The 18,164-nt window shown below is 24.6% G+C and carries 23 protein-coding genes and 2 pseudogenes; 4 read left to right on the top strand and 21 right to left on the bottom strand.

What is annotated here, in order from left to right:
* Nucleotides 1-39: 39 nt before the first annotated feature.
* Nucleotides 40-702 carry an FMN-dependent NADH-azoreductase gene (locus AAHH39_RS06110; RefSeq protein WP_342219212.1) on the bottom strand — a complete coding sequence of 221 codons (663 nt, stop codon included), beginning with the start codon at nt 700-702 and terminating at the stop codon, nt 40-42.
* 306 nt (nt 703-1,008) lie between these two features.
* On the opposite strand from AAHH39_RS06110, the gene AAHH39_RS06105 reads away from it, so the two are divergent.
* From AAHH39_RS06105 to AAHH39_RS06095, 3 genes and pseudogenes are all read left to right on the top strand, one after another.
* Nucleotides 1,009-1,596, top strand: a complete 588-nt coding sequence (locus tag AAHH39_RS06105; RefSeq protein WP_342219211.1) for a hypothetical protein — start codon at nt 1,009-1,011, stop codon at nt 1,594-1,596.
* 330 nt (nt 1,597-1,926) lie between these two features.
* Nucleotides 1,927-3,771: a translational GTPase TypA gene (typA, locus tag AAHH39_RS06100; protein WP_338956865.1), complete on the top strand. Its 1,845-nt coding sequence runs from the start codon at nt 1,927-1,929 to the stop codon at nt 3,769-3,771.
* 162 nt (nt 3,772-3,933) lie between these two features.
* Nucleotides 3,934-5,170 (top strand): annotated as a pseudogene (locus AAHH39_RS06095) (IS256 family transposase).
* A 492-nt stretch (nt 5,171-5,662) separates the two neighbouring features.
* Here AAHH39_RS06095 and AAHH39_RS06090 read toward each other — a convergent pair.
* The 14 genes and pseudogenes from AAHH39_RS06090 to AAHH39_RS06025 all read right to left on the bottom strand — a co-directional run bounded on the left by AAHH39_RS06090 (nt 5,663) and on the right by AAHH39_RS06025 (nt 13,952).
* On the bottom strand, nt 5,663-5,806 hold the full coding sequence (locus AAHH39_RS06090) for a hypothetical protein (RefSeq protein ID WP_342219210.1): 144 nt from the start codon (nt 5,804-5,806) through the stop codon (nt 5,663-5,665).
* Nucleotides 5,778-6,908 (bottom strand): annotated as a pseudogene (locus tag AAHH39_RS06085) (IS256 family transposase); the annotation flags it as partial. The pseudogene AAHH39_RS06085 and the gene AAHH39_RS06090, both read right to left, overlap by 29 nt.
* A 57-nt stretch (nt 6,909-6,965) precedes the next feature.
* A complete protein-coding gene (locus tag AAHH39_RS06080) occupies nt 6,966-7,439 on the bottom strand; it encodes a hypothetical protein (RefSeq protein ID WP_342219208.1) in 474 nt (157 codons plus the stop codon).
* A complete protein-coding gene (locus tag AAHH39_RS06075) occupies nt 7,426-7,614 on the bottom strand; it encodes a hypothetical protein (RefSeq protein WP_342219207.1) in 189 nt (62 codons plus the stop codon). Before AAHH39_RS06075 ends, AAHH39_RS06080 begins: the two co-directional genes overlap by 14 nt.
* On the bottom strand, nt 7,583-8,764 hold the full coding sequence (locus AAHH39_RS06070) for a hypothetical protein (RefSeq protein WP_342219206.1): 1,182 nt from the start codon (nt 8,762-8,764) through the stop codon (nt 7,583-7,585). Before AAHH39_RS06070 ends, AAHH39_RS06075 begins: the two co-directional genes overlap by 32 nt.
* Nucleotides 8,765-8,767: 3 nt before the next feature.
* Nucleotides 8,768-8,908: a hypothetical protein gene (locus AAHH39_RS06065; RefSeq protein WP_342219205.1), complete on the bottom strand. Its 141-nt coding sequence runs from the start codon at nt 8,906-8,908 to the stop codon at nt 8,768-8,770.
* Between the two features lie 726 nt (nt 8,909-9,634).
* A complete protein-coding gene (locus AAHH39_RS06060; protein ID WP_342219204.1) occupies nt 9,635-10,129 on the bottom strand; it encodes a hypothetical protein in 495 nt (164 codons plus the stop codon).
* A 90-nt stretch (nt 10,130-10,219) separates the two neighbouring features.
* Entirely contained in the window at nt 10,220-10,597 is a 378-nt protein-coding gene (locus AAHH39_RS06055; RefSeq protein WP_342219203.1) for a hypothetical protein, read from the bottom strand.
* A 127-nt stretch (nt 10,598-10,724) separates the two neighbouring features.
* Nucleotides 10,725-11,585 (bottom strand): hypothetical protein, encoded by an 861-nt coding sequence (locus AAHH39_RS06050; RefSeq protein ID WP_342219202.1) that lies wholly within the window; start codon nt 11,583-11,585, stop codon nt 10,725-10,727.
* Complete coding sequence (locus tag AAHH39_RS06045) at nt 11,585-11,842, bottom strand: hypothetical protein (RefSeq protein WP_342219201.1); 258 nt, start codon at nt 11,840-11,842, stop codon at nt 11,585-11,587. The genes AAHH39_RS06050 and AAHH39_RS06045 overlap by 1 nt, the downstream gene beginning before the upstream one ends.
* Nucleotides 11,843-11,851: 9 nt before the next feature.
* Nucleotides 11,852-12,907, bottom strand: a complete 1,056-nt coding sequence (locus AAHH39_RS06040) for a hypothetical protein (protein WP_342219200.1) — start codon at nt 12,905-12,907, stop codon at nt 11,852-11,854.
* Between the two features lie 2 nt (nt 12,908-12,909).
* Entirely contained in the window at nt 12,910-13,101 is a 192-nt protein-coding gene (locus AAHH39_RS06035; RefSeq protein WP_342218748.1) for a hypothetical protein, read from the bottom strand.
* Nucleotides 13,102-13,310: 209 nt separating this feature from the next.
* Complete coding sequence (locus AAHH39_RS06030) at nt 13,311-13,679, bottom strand: hypothetical protein (protein ID WP_338956929.1); 369 nt, start codon at nt 13,677-13,679, stop codon at nt 13,311-13,313.
* A 12-nt stretch (nt 13,680-13,691) separates the two neighbouring features.
* On the bottom strand, nt 13,692-13,952 hold the full coding sequence (locus AAHH39_RS06025) for a hypothetical protein (protein WP_342219199.1): 261 nt from the start codon (nt 13,950-13,952) through the stop codon (nt 13,692-13,694).
* 305 nt (nt 13,953-14,257) lie between these two features.
* Here AAHH39_RS06025 and AAHH39_RS06020 point away from each other — a divergent pair, with 305 nt between their 5' ends.
* A complete protein-coding gene (locus AAHH39_RS06020) occupies nt 14,258-15,496 on the top strand; it encodes an IS256 family transposase (RefSeq protein ID WP_342219298.1) in 1,239 nt (412 codons plus the stop codon).
* Nucleotides 15,497-15,570: 74 nt separating this feature from the next.
* On the opposite strand, the gene AAHH39_RS06015 is transcribed toward AAHH39_RS06020, so the two are convergent.
* The 6 genes from AAHH39_RS06015 to AAHH39_RS05990 all read right to left on the bottom strand — a co-directional run bounded on the left by AAHH39_RS06015 (nt 15,571) and on the right by AAHH39_RS05990 (nt 17,939).
* Nucleotides 15,571-15,759, bottom strand: coding sequence for a hypothetical protein (locus tag AAHH39_RS06015; RefSeq protein ID WP_342219198.1), 189 nt, complete (start codon nt 15,757-15,759; stop codon nt 15,571-15,573).
* On the bottom strand, nt 15,759-15,887 hold the full coding sequence (locus AAHH39_RS06010) for a hypothetical protein (RefSeq protein WP_342219197.1): 129 nt from the start codon (nt 15,885-15,887) through the stop codon (nt 15,759-15,761). Before AAHH39_RS06010 ends, AAHH39_RS06015 begins: the two co-directional genes overlap by 1 nt.
* Before the next feature lie 16 nt (nt 15,888-15,903).
* Nucleotides 15,904-16,323 carry a hypothetical protein gene (locus AAHH39_RS06005; protein ID WP_342219196.1) on the bottom strand — a complete coding sequence of 140 codons (420 nt, stop codon included), beginning with the start codon at nt 16,321-16,323 and terminating at the stop codon, nt 15,904-15,906.
* 1 nt (nt 16,324) lies between these two features.
* Nucleotides 16,325-17,182: a hypothetical protein gene (locus tag AAHH39_RS06000; RefSeq protein ID WP_342219195.1), complete on the bottom strand. Its 858-nt coding sequence runs from the start codon at nt 17,180-17,182 to the stop codon at nt 16,325-16,327.
* Nucleotides 17,183-17,399: 217 nt separating this feature from the next.
* A complete protein-coding gene (locus AAHH39_RS05995; protein ID WP_342219194.1) occupies nt 17,400-17,603 on the bottom strand; it encodes a hypothetical protein in 204 nt (67 codons plus the stop codon).
* 60 nt (nt 17,604-17,663) lie between these two features.
* Nucleotides 17,664-17,939 (bottom strand): hypothetical protein, encoded by a 276-nt coding sequence (locus tag AAHH39_RS05990; RefSeq protein WP_281748222.1) that lies wholly within the window; start codon nt 17,937-17,939, stop codon nt 17,664-17,666.
* Between the last annotated feature and the right edge of the window lie 225 nt (nt 17,940-18,164).

Below are 18,164 nucleotides of genomic sequence, written 5' to 3'. Positions count from 1 at the left end.
ACTTTTTGAAGATAAATTCACAAAAATTATTTTTTAAAGTTAAAACTTTTTTGCTGCTTCTTTAATATACTGTTCAAATTTATCCATCGTTTTTTCTGGTCCTAATGCTGGCAAACCTCCACCTTTTGCTAATATTTTAGAACCAATAAGTAAATTAGCATCATTTTGATGAAGTTCTTGAACCTTAGTACCACAAATAAGAATTGGTTCTACTACTTTAGCACCTACAAATTCTCATGTTCCTTTTAAATAAGTTGCATGATTACCTCATAAATATCAGCCATATGGTGCTCCTTGTGTCGCCAAAATTTGAACTTTTAAATGTGGTAATAATCCTCTAGCTTCACCTTGTTTGGTATATTTATAATCAAAAGTTTTACCAGCAACTAAGATGTGATCTAAATAATTTTTTGTCATGCTAGTAACATTAAAATTTGTCATTGGTGTTGTATATATAACTTTATTAACATTTTTTAGTTGATTAATATAATAATCAGAATCTTTTTTATTAAAATATGAAGCAAAGTTTTTTTGCGTAATAGTAATACTTGCCATTGGTATTTGATTTAAATCTAATTCAATTATTGAATCTTCTGGATGAAATTCACGATAATATTTAACAAAACGAGATACTAAACTTTCAGAATAAGATAGTTCTTTTTTAATCATAGAAGAACGAATTACTAATATTTTATTTGCCATTATTTTTACCTCCGAAATATCTAAAATAACTTTGTAATTTGATTTTATCAGTTTTTATTTATTATTTTTTAAAAAATAATAAATAAAAATATAGTTTTATAAAAAAATGAAATATTTATTATAATTTTATCAATTTCTATAAAGTGTTATCATTAAAGTGTGTAAAACTTTTAAAAAAGTTTATAGAAAAATTTTAAATTAAATAGATATAAGTAGTTATTATAGAAATTTTAGTACTTGTACACAAATTATAATTATTAAGAAATTTGAGATTAGACTATCAAAAATATAGAAAGAGGCAAAAATATGAATGAAAAAAGACAAAAATTACTTGAATTGATGAATAGAAATTTAAAAATTAGTACTTTAATTAATTACAGATTTAAAATTTCTGAAATAACTAATGCAATTGCAAGTATCAATAATGATTTATATAAACAACAAAAATATTTTTTAGAATTAGAAAATAATAGAAAATACAGAAATAAAATTCAACGAAAATTTAATAAAAACAAAAAGATAAAAAAGAAATTAAATAAAATTTTAAACAAATATTTAGCACAAATAAAAAAATTTAGTTTTTTTATTAATAAATATAAAAAAGAACCTCAACAATTATTTGAAATATTAAGTGAATTAAATTTATTTGTAGGTGAATTAATAAATCAAGAAAACATAACAGATGAAGAATTACAATATTTATTTACAATATCTCATCAATTTTCAGAACAATTAAAAAATGAAAAACCATTAGATTTATCACTATCAAGTAAAAAACAAAGACTACAACAAGAACCATTAGATTTATCATTACCAAATAAAAATCAAATATGAGAATTAACAACAAAAATTAACACATCTTTAATTAATAAAAACATTATACTAATACATTAGAAACATACACTAAAGACAGTTTATTTATCGAAATAAAAATATCAAAACCTAGTAGCAGTTTTATATATACAAATAATTTTAATGATATACAAACATATTTATTAACCCAACAAATACAACAAAATAATTTTTTAAATAATAATGATAAAAGTAAATATAGAAATAAAACTGATGAAAATGAAAAAAAATCACAAATCATAAGATTTAGATAATTATTATATGTCAAAAAATCATTTTAAATAAATTATTTTTTTAATTATTTTACTAAATTTAAAAATATTGCGTATAATTTATATAATGTCAAAATTTAAGAATAACGGAGAATGAATAATGTCTGAACAAGAAAAAGTTTCTGCTGAACAAAAAATTATTAATATTGCAGTGATAGCACACGTCGATGTTGGAAAATCAACATTAGTTGATGCTTTATTAAAGCAATCAAATATTTTTCATCAAAACCAAGTTATTGTTGAACAAATAATGGATAGTAATGATCAAGAACGTCAACGAGGAATTACTATTTATTCTAAAAATTGTTCAATCATGCATGGTAATACAAAAATTAATATTATTGATACACCTGGTCATGCTGACTTTTCCTCTGAAGTTGAAAGAATTATGAAAACAGTAGACTGTGTTATTTTACTAGTTGATAGTGTTGAAGGACCAATGCCACAAACTCGTTTTGTATTGCAAAAAGCACTAGAACATAACTTAAATCCAATTTTAATGATTAACAAAATTGATAAAAAGGACCAAAGAATTGAAGAAGTAAAAGATGAAGTATTAGAACTTTTTATGGAATTAAATGCTAATGATGAACAGTTAGACTTTCCAACACTTTATGGAATTACTAAACAAGGTATTGCCCAATATGAATTGAATCAACCAAGTGAAAATTTAGAACCATTATTCGAAACAATTATTAAACATGCTAAAATTTCTAAATTAGTAAAATATAATGAGCCTTTACAAATGCAAATTAGTTCATTAGATTATGATAGTTTTATTGGCAGAATTGGAATTGGTAGATTATTTCAAGGTACTATTTCTGAAGGACAAGAAATAATTGTTGTTGATGATTATGATTTAAAAAGAAAAGCAAAAGTAAAATATTTATTTGTTTATCAAGGATTAAAACGAGTAGCTGTTAAAAACGCTGTTGCTGGTGATATTGTTTGCATAGCGGGTATTGAAAATATAACAATTGGTAATACTATTTGTGATAAAGATAATGTTGTGCCAATGGAACCAATTACAATACAGGCTCCAACAATGTCAATGAATTTCCTTGTCAATAATTCACCATTTTCTGGAACTGAAGGTAAACTAGTAACTAGTAATAAAATTAAAGAACGTTTAACAAGAGAATTAGAAACTAATGTTGGTTTAAAAATAGAACAATTATCTGGAAGTAATGCTGATGGTTTTAAAGTTTTTGGTCGTGGTGAATTACATTTATCTGTTTTAATTGAAAATATGCGTCGCGAAGGCTTTGAATTAGGTATTTCTAAACCGGAAGTAGTATTTAAAAAAGATGAAAAAGGACACACCACTGAACCAGTCGAAGAAATTATTTTAAATCATCCTACTGAATATAGTAGTACTGTTATTAATAATTTAAATCTAAGAAAAGGTATTATGACTAATATGGATTCTGATAATGTTCGTGATAAAATTATTTTTCATATTCCAACAAGAGGATTAATTGGATTTGGTCGTCAATACGTTAATATTACTCGCGGAACAGGTGTTATGGTTCGTAGTTTCCTTACATATGAACCATTAAAAGGCGAAATTAATAATAATAGAAATGGTGTTCTAGTAAGTATGATTACAGGGACAACATTACCTTATGCTTTAAATTCTTTAGAAGAACGTGGTACTTTATTTGTTAAACCACAAACTAAAGTGTATGAAGGAATGATTATTGGTTTAAGTAATCGTGATAAAGATTTAGATGTTAATCCTTGCAAAGCAAAACAATTAACAAATACTAGAAGTTCAGGTAATGATGAAGCTGTTAGATTAACACCACCAACTATTTTTAGTTTAGAAGAATCTTTAGAATTTATTGCTAGCGATGAATTAGTTGAAGTAACACCACAAAATATTCGTATGCGTAAAAAATTCTTGACTGAAAATGAACGTAAACAAAATAGAAATCGTAAGTAATACTTACGATTTTTTGTTTAAAGATTAAAAGGATTATAATTTACACAGTTAACTGTAGATACTCAATAGGCAATGTTTAGTAATCTGTGTAACTTACAAAAATAACTATGTTTAATTAATTCTAGTAAATATAATTAAATGACTAGAAAGAGTGAGTTACAGATGGTTAAAAAACAAAATATTAATAATAATGATCCAATATCAAAAGCAGTAGATTTATTATTAGAAAATACTGAAGATTTAACAACAGTTTTTAAAGAAGGGGGTTTATATAAAGAATTAACAAAACGTTTAGTTGAAAAAATGTTGAATTCTGAAATGCAAAATTATTTAGGATATGAAAAAAATCAACATAGTAATACTGAAAATGCTCGTAATGGTACAAGTTCAAAAAAATTAATAACTCAACAAGGTAAAATTGAGATTGATGTACCAAGAGATCGCAATAGTGATTTTACTCCTGTAATAGTTGCAAAAAGACAGCGAAGATTTGATGGTTTTGATCAACAAGTGCTTTCACTATATGCAAAAGGTATGACTCTATCTGACATTAGAATGCAGTTACAAGAGTTATATCATGGTGCTGATATTAGTGAAAGTGTTATTAGTCAAATTACTGATGATGTTATTGATGATGTCAAAGCATGACAAAATCGACCATTAGAAAGCGTTTATCCGATTGTTTATTTTGATTGTATAGTAGTTAAAGTTCGACAAGATAAACGGATTATTAATAAATCAGTTTATATAGCATTAGGAGTTGATTTAGAAGGTAAAAAAATGTTTTAGGCTTATGAATTAGTGAAAATGAAGGTGCTAAATTTTGATTAGCTAATTTCCAGAAATGAAAAATCGAGGCTTAAATGATATTTTGATTGCTTGTAGTGATAATTTAACAGGCATGTCAGAAGCAATACAAGCAGTTTATCCTAAAACAGAACATCAATTATGCATTGTTCATCAAATTCGAAATAGTTTAAAATATGTTTCATACAAACATCGAAAAACTCTAGTTACAGATTTAAAACCAATTTATAGTGCATGTAGTGAAGAACAAGCAATGCAAGCTTTAGAATCATTTGAAAGTAAATGAAATAAACAATATCCCCAAATTGCTAAATCTTGATATAAAAATTGAGAAAATTTGATGATTTTTATTAGTTATCCTGCAGAAATCAAAAGAGTAATTTATACAACAAATGCTATTGAATCTGTTAATAGTCAATTACGAAAAGTTATTAGAAACAAAAAAGCTTTTCCTAATGATATGTCAGTTTTTAAAATATTTTATTTAGCAATTGAAAATATAACAAAAAAATGAACATTGCCTATTCAAAATTGAAATACAGCAATTGCTCATTTTATGATAAAATTTGAAGACAGAATTAATCTGAACTAGTACTTTGTAAAACAAAGATACACAGATTTCTAAAAAGCCTCACTCAATATTCTGATTCAATATCAATAATATCATTTAAAGACAGAATTTTTTTTTAATTTTGTAGAAAAGTAGTGGTAAAATAAAAAAAGTCATCAAATTGACTTAAAATTTGATTTTATTAAATTTTGGGATTTATTTTTTTTACAAACTGAAATATAACACATTGGATTTTTGATAAGGGGTTAATCCGTAGTGTTGATATTTTCATTTTCATAAATTGAGGTAATTTTGAATATTGGTAAATCGAGGCTTTTTAGAAATCTGTGTATCTTTGTTTTACAAAGTACTAGTTCAGATTAATTCTGTCTTCAAATTTTATCATAAAATGAGCAATTGCTGTATTTCAATTTTGAATAGGCAATGTTCATTTTTTTGTTATATTTTCAATTGCTAAATAAAATATTTCTTTAATTTTGTAGAAAAGTAATGATACATGATAAAGTGTTATTTTTAGAGAATTTTTACACTAAATAATGTTACTTTTAACAAATTTTTAATTAAAAATAATATTTTAAGTGTAAATTGATGAATAATTTTTGGTCATCCATACTTTTCTACATAATTAAAAAAATATTTTAAAAACTGACATATCATTAGGAAAAGCTTTTTTGTTTCTAATAACTTTTCGTAATTGACTATTAACAGATTCAATAGCATTTGTTGTATAAATTACTCTTTTGATTTCTGCAGGATAACTAATAAAAATCATCAAATTTTCTCAATTTTTATATCAAGATTTAGCAATTTGGGGATATTGTTTATTTCATTTACTTTCAAATGATTCTAAAGCTTGCATTGCTTGTTCTTCACTACATGCACTATAAATTGGTTTTAAATCTGTAACTAGAGTTTTTCGATGTTTGTATGAAACATATTTTAAACTATTTCGAATTTGATGAACAATGCATAATTGATGTTCTGTTTTAGGATAAACTGCTTGTATTGCTTCTGACATGCCTGTTAAATTATCACTACAAGCAATCAAAATATCATTTAAGCCTCGATTTTTCATTTCTGTGAAATTAGCTAATCAAAATTTAGCACCTTCATTTTCACTAATTCATAAGCCTAAAACATCTTTTTTACCTTCTAAATCAACTCCTAATGCTATATAAACTGATTTATTAATAATCCGTTTATCTTGTCGAACTTTAACTACTATACAATCAAAATAAACAATCGGATAAATGCTTTCTAATGGTCGATTTTGTCATGCTTTGACATCATCAATAACATCATCAGTAATTTGACTAATAACACTTTCACTAATATCAGCACCATGATATAACTCTTGTAACTGCATTCTAATGTCAGATAGAGTCATACCTTTTGCATATAGTGAAAGCACTTGTTGATCAAAACCATCAAATCTTCGCTGTCTTTTTGCAACTATTACAGGAGTAAAATCACTATTGCGATCTCTTGGTACATCAATCTCAATTTTACCTTGTTGAGTTATTAATTTTTTTGAACTTGTACCATTACGAGCATTTTCAGTATTACTATGTTGATTTTTTTCATATCCTAAATAATTTTGCATTTCAGAATTCAACATTTTTTCAACTAAACGTTTTGTTAATTCTTTATATAAACCCCCTTCTTTAAAAACTGTTGTTAAATCTTCAGTATTTTCTAATAATAAATCTACTGCTTTTGATATTGGATCATTATTATTAATATTTTGTTTTTTAACCATCTGTAACTCACTCTTTCTAGTCATTTAATTATATTTACTAGAATTAATTAAACATAGTTATTTTTGTAAGTTACACAGATTACTAAACATTGCCGTACATTGAATATAAGCAAGTTCTTTATTTTCATTATTATAAGTTTTACTAGCAACTTCAAGAATATATCATTGTCTATCAACTTTAATACTTTTATCATTATTTATAACTTTATTAATTTCTGGAATCATATATAACTTATATAAATTTGAAACAATTTTATTAATAAAATCAAAATTCTTTTTTTCATTTGGAATATTAATAACTACATTTTTAATTGCTTGTTCTTGAATAAAAGCATTATTTGCTGGTGTTGCTGAATAAGTAATACCTAATTGGTCACTTAAAATATTTCCATAAAATACATCACCAATTTGTAATTGTTTATATGCTAAATCCGGATTATCTTTATCTTGAATATGAAAATAAGAATGGTCTCAAACTGCTTGTATTGCTTCTCTACCAGTAAAGATTTTAGAGAAGCTAGTATAAATCATTAGGAATACTAGTTGGTCGTTTATAACCAGTTTCTGTTGAATTTATAGCACCTAAAATAATAGTAAAAGGACATACACGAAATTGTAAATCTTTATTTTGTGTAAAATCTTTTTCAATTTCACCAGTTGATTTTCAAACTGTTTTAATTAATTGATGATTTATTTTTGGTATCATTTTTAGTTTCTCCTAAAAAAGTATTATTAAATTCAATTTCTTCTTTTTGATATTTTCTATTTTCTTCAATAATTTGTTGTGCTTCTTCTTCATTTACACCATATCTTTTAACTATAATTCTTTTAATATTAGTAATTCCTAATCTTAATTCTGCTTCATCAATTTCAAGTGATTTTAATCTATCTGTAATAGTATTTTCTTTAATTTCAAATGTTCATTTAGATTTATCACCATCTAATCCCATTATTATAAAACATCTTTGAAATATTTCATTTCAATCACTTTGATTTAATGTTCTTTTAATTCTTGTAGTTTCCATATCTCTTGAATTAGTAATTAATACTTCTGCTTCAGTTTTTTGACTTGTAGTATCATTTACTGGACTATATCCTGAGTCTTCAAATGCTTTATCTATAATAAATTGTATAAATTCGGCATATTTATCTAATATTGGACTACCTTGTAAAATAGCAATTGGTGGTGTTCCATTAGTACTTCCTAAACTTCTTAAATTTGCTTGTAAAATAAATTTACCTATTAATTTTTTTAAATCAAAAGCAGTTTTAGATTGATTTATTTCTTGTTCAGTAATATTTAAAAATACACGAGTAACATTATATTCAAGTTCATGTTCAATTGATTCAAATGTTTTATTTAATAATTTTTGTAATTTTTTAATTAGAGTCATATCGGGATAATAATCACCAATAACTCCACCAAAGAAATTCTTTTTAGGTAAATTTTGCATAAATTTAACTGGAATAATACCTAAATTATGATTTTCTATTAAAGGTAATTGTAAATCTTTACTGATTTTTTCTTGTAAACCATCTAAAGTAACATAATCACTAGTAAAATATCTAATTATTTGATTTGGAGTATATGTTGTTTTAACATATATACTTTGGTCATCATATTGTATTCTTGACCATGTTGATGCACTATATTCAGTTTCTAATACTCTTGCTACTCTTGATTGAGCATATGGTTGAGCAAAATTTAATGCTATTCTTCCAGTTTTACTTCTATCAATTTGAATAATACTATAACCATTACCTCATAATAATTTACTTGCATGATTTGCTATAATTTCTTGAAGATTTATCATACATCAATTAGGAGTTAATATTTCAGTATTATGATTATTCATATGTTACTTCCTTTCAAAATAAGGATTTATATTTGCACTTAAATTTCTAATATATGGCTCAATTGCATAATCAAATGCATCTCTTAAATGGTCATTATCCGCTAATGGTATTTGTTTAATACTTTTAGGGTCTCATACAGCCAATCTAAATTCATCTAATAATAACTGAGCAATTATTCTTTATGTTTATATTTAAGCGTTCTGATGCCATTAAAGCCACATTCTTACCTATTCTAAACATCAAGTCTTAATTTCACACAATCTTTAAAATATAGCCATGAACTAACCCTATATTTAATGGCTGTATCATTTAACATTTCAATAAATGTATAATTACTAAAATCACAATATACAGTTAAACCATATTCATCTAAATAAACATTTTCTTTTGCTAATTTAATATAAAACTCTACTACTAATCTTGCTAATTGTTTATTATCATAACGTACTAATTTATTTTCTATTTTTAAACAATCAATAACATTAACAAAATTAAAATCATAATCAAAACCTATTAATACACATGCTAAAGCATCATCTTTAAATCCATAATCTAATCCAGCACTAAATCTATAACTTGGTTGTAATAAACGTGATATCTTATGAATTAAATTTGAATATATTCCACCAGATTCATAACCTACTAAACCATGACTTCTTACTCTTGCAGATATTGGGTCTAGAACTTCTATTTCTAATAATTGTTGTTTATCACTATCTTTTAAATAAGTATTTAATTTTCAATTTTGATAATGATAAATAGTATTATCAAAAATAGTATATTGTTCATATTCATTAATAATTTGTTTTTCATTTTGTGGACAAGCATTTATAGTTTTTTTAATAAATTCATTTAAAATACTTCAAGGATTACAACTTTCTATTTCTAATAATTGATTTGCACCACGAATAGCATCTTTTAAATCTTGATAATAATTTTCAGTAATTTCATATCTTTCATCACTTCATAATAATTACATAATCATATAAATAATTACTTGCTAATCCAGTTAATTTAACATTACTATTATCTTGTGCATGTAAATATTTACAAGTTATTTTACTACCATTAAATTCAATAGTTTTTTTAGTTTCACTAATAATAAAATTAATACTAGGATATGTTGCTCTAATAATTTGTTTTAATTCTTGTCAACTATCATTTAATTGTTTTGACATATTACGAATTAAATAAGCATGAATATTAATATTATCTAACATTAATAAAATACCTAAGAATTCAATATCACTAAATGTTTTACCTGATTTACGACTACCTAATTGTTTAATTTTAGTAATATTTAAAGGTTGTTTTAAATACATTCTTTTAGCAATATCTAATAAATAACCAAAATTACTTAACATTTATTCTTACCTTTATTTTCTAAACTAATTGCTATAGGTGCGACGTTATCATTGTTCTTTATATCAATTTTAGTTGATAAATGATATTTATTAACATATATTACCAATGGATGCTCCATCAACAATTATTGTTCTAATATCAATAGTTTGGATTTGATAAGTAATTTTAATTTTATCTTGATTATAAAAAATACCATCACCAACAACAAAAGCATAATTAGTGGTTTTATTAAAAATTATAATATTATCAGTATGAAGTCCATGATTTAAATTAAATAGTTGATCTTTTAATTCATAATCTGTAGGTATTGTTCCTCGATGTTCCTCTGGTACAATTTTTAAATCTGTTTGTGTTAAATCTTTTTTTAAATCTTTTTTGAATATAGTTAGATTATTACATGCCGTTGTACTAGCAGTGACTGCACTTGATAATAATAATGCACCCATAAATGATAATGGTTTTTTCATATATATACCTCATTTAAATATTGTAAAAAATTAATAATTATTCAAGTATATAGGGACTACGTCCCTCGCCACTACGTGGCTCACCCAAATTATAGTCGCAGTAGGTTCACTGCGACTATAACTATTTTTATTTATCTTTATTTTTAGGTTTATCTTTTTTCTTTAAAATATTATCTAATTTATCCAAACCAGCAGATTTAATATCAGTATAAGTCATATCAATAGTACTTGCTTCTTTAAGGTATTTCTTAGGTGACAATTCACTTTTAAGTTCATGTACGTAATGTAAAGCACGTGAATTATACCTTTTTAACCAGTGTCTAGGAAAAAATAAAGTCATAGACATTGCTTCACCACTATAACTTGGAGGCATAATACCTCTTTTAATCATTTTCTTTGTTCTAAGACGTGAAAACACTACTTTATTATAATCCTCAATATTAGTATATAAATTAAGATTAAATATAACAATAAAACCCAAAAAACGCATACGTTTAACTTGCACAACATATTCTACTTTTTCTCTTGCTTGTACTGGTATTCTATTAGGGTGTTGTTCAATCAAATACATAGTACCATTAAACATATGACCTATTAACTTACAAAATTGTCCTAAACTTTCTTGTTGATTTTTAAACTGTACTCCTAAATCATTAGAATTTATTTTTAATGCTAATTCATCTAAAATTATTAAATCTTGTTCCTCAAAAGCATAATTACTTGCTAACTGATTAAAAGTAAAAACATCATTATAATTAACCAAATAAGAATAACCATTTTTTAATTTAATAGGAAAAGGACTAACTACTCGTTTTTTATGAGTTTGTGCTAAACAACAAGCAAGAGCAGATTTACCAGTACGTGGTGGTGCTGAAATAATATAACTACCAACTCGTTTTAAAATTTTAACATTACGAATAGTTATACAAATTGGATAAATAATCATAATTAAACCTATAACTAACAACACATAACCATATCAAGGCATTATTTAACCACCTTATTTTTATTTTTAAACTTACTTTTAATTCAAAAACAAAACTTCGTAAAATATGAATCAAAAACAAAAGGAAAAATAAAATTAAAAACAAACAATAAAAATTGAACATCAAAACTAGCATTTTCATAAAATAACTTTAATTTATCTACATCAAAATTAAAAAACAACGCAGTAACTAACGATGTTAAAAAACAAACAACAACTGTACTCAAAATTTCAAATCAAAATATTCCATTATTTTTCATAATAAACTCCTAACCTATAATTAAACTAATTGCTCTAACAAATAATCATAAAGGTATAATATTTTCTATTCCACTAACAATATCAACATTTAAAGCAGTACTAATAGTATCTGAAAAAATATGTCGTAATAAACTATCTGTTGTAAAAAGAAATTGTCTTAATGGTTCTACTGGTAAAACTTTACCAACAACTCCATAAAGTACTCATCTAAAAGCATTACGTAAATGACCAAAAACATCATATCAACTTGGTCTTTCATACTCGGGGTTAAAAGGACTATTTGGTGGAACTGGTACAATATCTTTAGAAGAAAAAATATTCATTTGACCAAAATTTACATGTAAATTATCACCATAATCAGTTAATGAAACTAAATCAAAATTAATCGTTAAATGTTTTAAATTAGGAACACGAACCGGCATAGTAACAAAATTATATTTTCCTAAATTATAAACACTATCTTTATCATTTAATACACCTTTAAAATTATAACGAATATTACCCTCATAATCTAAAAACGAAAATGTATAAATAGAAGAAAAATATTTAAAATAATCAGCACTAAGATAAAACATAAAACCCTGTATATAAAAACTCAAAGGTTTTGTAATTTCAAAAGTCAACTTAAAACTTAAATTACCAGTCTTACCATTCCTAAAAATTAAATCATTTAACTGACCAGATTGTATAAAATTATGATTAAACAAAATCAAAGATAATTGTTCTAAATCTTGCTCTGTAAAATTATAATCAGTAGATAAACCACTAACTTCTCTATTAAAAGAACCTACAACATCAGATTTAAATAAAATTGAATAAGGTGAAACATCAGTCTTATGAACAAAAGCAGAAACTAATTTTAAATCTGGTTGACCAACATCAAAATAAGCAGAATTTCAAGGAATAGTTGCTCAATCATTAAAATCATTATATTTAACAGCTTTAACCATATCCTTAGTTATAGTATAATTACTTTCACTAGGTGAATTTGAAACAATCAAAGAAGTTGGTGCTTGAATAGTACTATTTACAACAAAAAATAATTTAGCAAACTTAAATCACATAATTATTTACCAAATAAACATTTTAAAATTCATCATAAACCATAAAATATAATAAATCCAATAAAAAACTGTGTTCCATAAACTACTAAATTTCATAAAATAGTAGTAAATTGGTCAACTGGACTTCCTATAAACATAGTTCAATAATCAACTATACATTGATGTATTTTATTGTAAATATCTCAAACACTCATACTTAACACCTACCCAAACAATGACCTAAAAATAAATTTAATACTACGATAAATAAAATTAAAAAATACACCCAATACCAACCAAAAAGTCAAATTAAACAAAATATAAACTTCATCAGTAATATTTGGTTGATTTAAAAATATTGAAATATCTTTATTAGAAAATATAAAAATTAAATGCAATATACTATTTACAAAATCACTCATAACTAATTACCAACTCCTCAACCACTAGATGTTCCAGTAAATTTATTACCACCAGCACCACCTTTAAACTTACCTTGTTTTTTATTTTTTTCTTTTAATTTATCAATACGTTTACTATGAACCTTAGCAATTTTTTTACCAACAAATTTTGAACTGCCTTTAATATTTCTATAACTTTGCTTTACAGTCCCCGATGTAGAAACTGGCTGAATATCAATATTTAAAAAAACTGACATTGCAAACTTTATTAAAAGAATAAAAACAACAAAAGTTCCCAAATTAAAACCTAAATCTGCCATTGGCAAATTTCAAAATTTCATAAAAATTTGTCCAAATAGTTCTAAAACTTTTGAAATAAAAGCAACACCCATAATAAACTACTCCTATATTATTTTTAATAATTTTAAAATTAATGAAAAAGTAAAAAGCACTAAAATAATTGCTAACAATTGTGCTGGCATTGAAACTATTTGTTGTGAACTATCACCAAAAATAAAACTTTTTATAACCAAAGACAAATTATGTAAACCAGAAAAATCAGTAATATAACTTTGCAAAATATTTTGCACAATATTATTTAAAGAAGGTAAAAGTTTACCTAATAAAGGAAAAACAAAAATTATTGAAAAAAATAATTTAATCATAACTATTACCTCCTAAAAACAACTTTAATTTTTTCTATCTAAATCCACGAATAATATGTCCAATAAATTCTTTAATAAATACTAAGACCATCATAAATATTGGAATTAATACCGGTCAATTTGTCATTATAGAATCACCCGCAAATACTCAGTTAAAAACATAACTAAAAGATTCTAATAATTTTTGGCCAATACCTCCAATCATTTCTATGGCAATGTTTAGTAATCTGTGTAACTTACAAAAATAACTATGTTTAATTAATTCTAGTAAATATAATTAAATGACTAGAAAGAGTGAGTTACAGATGGCTAAAAAACAAAATATTAATAATAATGATCCAATATCAAAAGCAGTAGATTTATTATTAGAAAATACTGAAGATTTAACAACAGTTTTTAAAGAAGGGGGTTTATATAAAGAATTAACAAAACGTTTAGTTGAAAAAATGTTGAATTCTGAAATGCAAAATTATTTAGGATATGAAAAAAATCAACATAGTAATACTGAAAATGCTCGTAATGGTACAAGTTCAAAAAAATTAATAACTCAACAAGGTAAAATTGAGATTGATGTACCAAGAGATCGCAATAGTGATTTTACTCCTGTAATAGTTGCAAAAAGACAGCGAAGATTTGATGGTTTTGATCAACAAGTGCTTTCACTATATGCAAAAGGTATGACTCTATCTGACATTAGAATGCAGTTACAAGAGTTATATCATGGTGCTGATATTAGTGAAAGTGTTATTAGTCAAATTACTGATGATGTTATTGATGATGTCAAAGCATGACAAAATCGACCATTAGAAAGCATTTATCCGATTGTTTATTTTGATTGTATAGTAGTTAAAGTTAGACAAGATAAACGGATTATTAATAAATCAGTTTATATAGCATTAGGAGTTGATTTAGAAGGTAAAAAAGATGTTTTAGGCTTATGAATTAGTGAAAATGAAGGTGCTAAATTTTGATTAGCTAATTTCACAGAAATGAAAAATCGAGGCTTAAATGATATTTTGATTGCTTGTAGTGATAATTTAACAGGCATGTCAGAAGCAATACAAGCAGTTTATCCTAAAACAGAACATCAATTATGCATTGTTCATCAAATTCGAAATAGTTTAAAATATGTTTCATACAAACATCGAAAAACTCTAGTTACAGATTTAAAACCAATTTATAGTGCATGTAGTGAAGAACAAGCAATGCAAGCTTTAGAATCATTTGAAAGTAAATGAAATAAACAATATCCCCAAATTGCTAAATCTTGATATAAAAATTGAGAAAATTTGATGATTTTTATTAGTTATCCTGCAGAAATCAAAAGAGTAATTTATACAACAAATGCTATTGAATCTGTTAATAGTCAATTACGAAAAGTTATTAGAAACAAAAAAGCTTTTCCTAATGATATGTCAGTTTTTAAAATATTTTATTTAGCAATTGAAAATATAACAAAAAAATGAACATTGCCTATTCAAAATTGAAATACAGCAATTGCTCATTTTATGATAAAATTTGAAGATAGAATTAATCTGAACTAGTACTTTGTAAAACAAAGATACACAGATTTCTAAAAAGCCTCATTTCTATTAAAGCACTTAATCCTTTTGGCATACTAATCACCTCCCTCCTCTAACTCTTTTCTTGCTCTTTCTTTACGCTTTTGTTCTTTACAATATCAACAATCTGGGTCAACTACATTGTGTTTTCTATGTTTAAATTTTCAAAATAACTTTTTAATAGTACCTTTAAAAGCCCAAGAAGTACCAAGCACAGCAATTATCACAACTATTCATTTAACCATTATTTTTTACCTCCTAATAAAAAATCATCATAATTCATATTTTCACTTAATCTTTGGTCAAAATTTCTTTTTGCCTTTTTCTTATGCAACTTTTGTCTTGGTATATTTTTTCATTTATCTTTTTTCATAAAATTAATTCACTCCTTATAAAATAAATGTTCTTATAGTTTTATTTTGTTCATTATTTCTTAAATTTTCATTATTAATTTCTAATAATTTACTTTGAAATTCTAATGTTTGTTTTAATTCTTTTACTTGATTATTTAAATTTTGAAATTTTCTTTCTAATTTTTGTTTTTCATATCTTTTTCTTTCAACTTTTAAATCATTCTTTTTAATAAATTTATTTTCTTTTCTCTTAAAAACTCAATTTGTTATTTTATTTTTAATATTATTTCATGGAATGCCAATATAACCCATAACAATACCAATTAAGATAGATACTGGTTTAATTGCAACAATTCCTAAAACTATAATGCTAGGAATTAATCCTAAAAATATACTAAGTGTAATACATCCAGTTAATGCCATAAATTTTAAAATTCATCACATATATATTTTCATTTTAAACACCACCTAGTGTATAAGCATAAGAATAATCCCAGTTTAAACTTGCTCTATCTAAATTAATCTCCGACATACTATCATCATTTAAATCAACATCAACCATACTGTCATTTGTACTTTGATAATGACTAACACTATCATTAATTAATCTTGCTCTTTCATCAGTAAACACTTCTTGCAATTCTGTATTATTATGTGTATTTCCTAATGGCAATAATAAAGTATTAATAATCTCACTTGCTCCGGCAATAATCGTAGGAATAGCAAAATAATTATTAAAATTATTATTAATACCCATAGCAACACCACTACTAATCAAACAACCACCAGTAGCCATATTTGCTATCTTTCTTATATTTTGAAATCTATTAGGTATTAATTCAGTTAATCCACTAATAACATTCGCTATACCAAAACTATTTAAAGATATATAAGTGTCTCAATCTACAAAAGGCTTATCAATTACGGGCTTAGGTGTGGGTATTGGAGTAGGAATTGGTAGTTCAGTTGGACATGGTGGTCAAAAACAAGGTTGGTCTCTTAATAAAGAAACTGACTTATCTACATACTGAACAAATTTAGCATAATTAATTAAACCAATTGTTCCTAATCCTAAAAATATCTTTTTATAACTATTAATAACTTTATTTCTAGTAGTAGGTCTTTGATTAATATTCCATATATCAATTCCTAACTTTTTACTAAATAACAAAGAATTAATAGAACCTAAAATTGGGTCTTTTAAATATTGACCATAATAAGCACTAACTCCAACCATAGCACTTAATGGACTTAATCCAGTTCTTAAAATTTTAGTTAAAGTATAATTACTAGTTTGTTCTAACTCATTAGGCATAAATAAAACTCCTTACTTTATATACTAATAAGGAGCTTATTTATGAATTATAATCTAATCCATTGGGGCTTAATGAAAAATATATAATCCATATATAAGCCCCTTATTTAATTTTTATTTATTTCTTTTATTCTCTTTTCTTATTCGTTCCATTTCATTAGCAACTCTATAACACATTTCACAACCAAATACTCTTTCATAAGTTCAATCACTACACTTATGTCTCATAATTTAACTTACTTTCTTGTTGTCTCATTGATTTATTTAAAGCAATATCTAATATACAATTTGGACAATAATATTTTCTAGTATATAAGTTTTGCAAAACTCTTTTAGGACAAATAACTTGGTCACAAAGTTTACATATATAAATTGCTAAATGAAATGCTTGTTCACATGAACAATTATCATTTTTAGCCATAATTTAAACTTAACTCCTAACATATTAATAATTATTTAAAATTACCCTTTTAATAAATAACTATTTTCAATTAGAAAGTTTTTTAATATTACCGCTTAAATCAAGTTCAAGTGAATAAAAATTACCAACTTTTAAATCAACAGTAGATAAACAATTATTAAAATCACTAGCAAATTCCGGATTATATCATTTATCACGTGTTTGACCAGTTGGCACGCTTGTTTGTTTATTTATTTCTACAAACTTCAAAACATCAAACTTTAATGTTTGACCTTTATTATTTTTATCGGGAATAATACGCCCTTTTTCAATATTAACTAATTGAACTTTAAACATAAAAAAATACTTAACCTTTCGCGTTCATTAAAATTTAATTTAATAAGTCAAGCATAGTAGGGTAAACCTATACTTACTAATAATATATCATAAAAATATAAAATTTCAACTAAAAATAAAAAATGAACATTAGTAAGAACGCGAATAATCACTAATGTTCATTAACCATTATATATATATATATATATATATACAAGTATATTCTTTAATAATTTAATTTTTTAT

It is taken from the genome of Spiroplasma endosymbiont of Amphimallon solstitiale, from assembly GCF_964030965.1.
In the GTDB taxonomy this organism is placed as follows: domain Bacteria; phylum Bacillota_I; class Bacilli_A; order Mycoplasmatales; family VBWQ01; genus Spiroplasma_E.
Note: the sequence above shows the minus strand (reverse complement) of the source record. Positions and strands in the feature narration are given on the sequence as shown.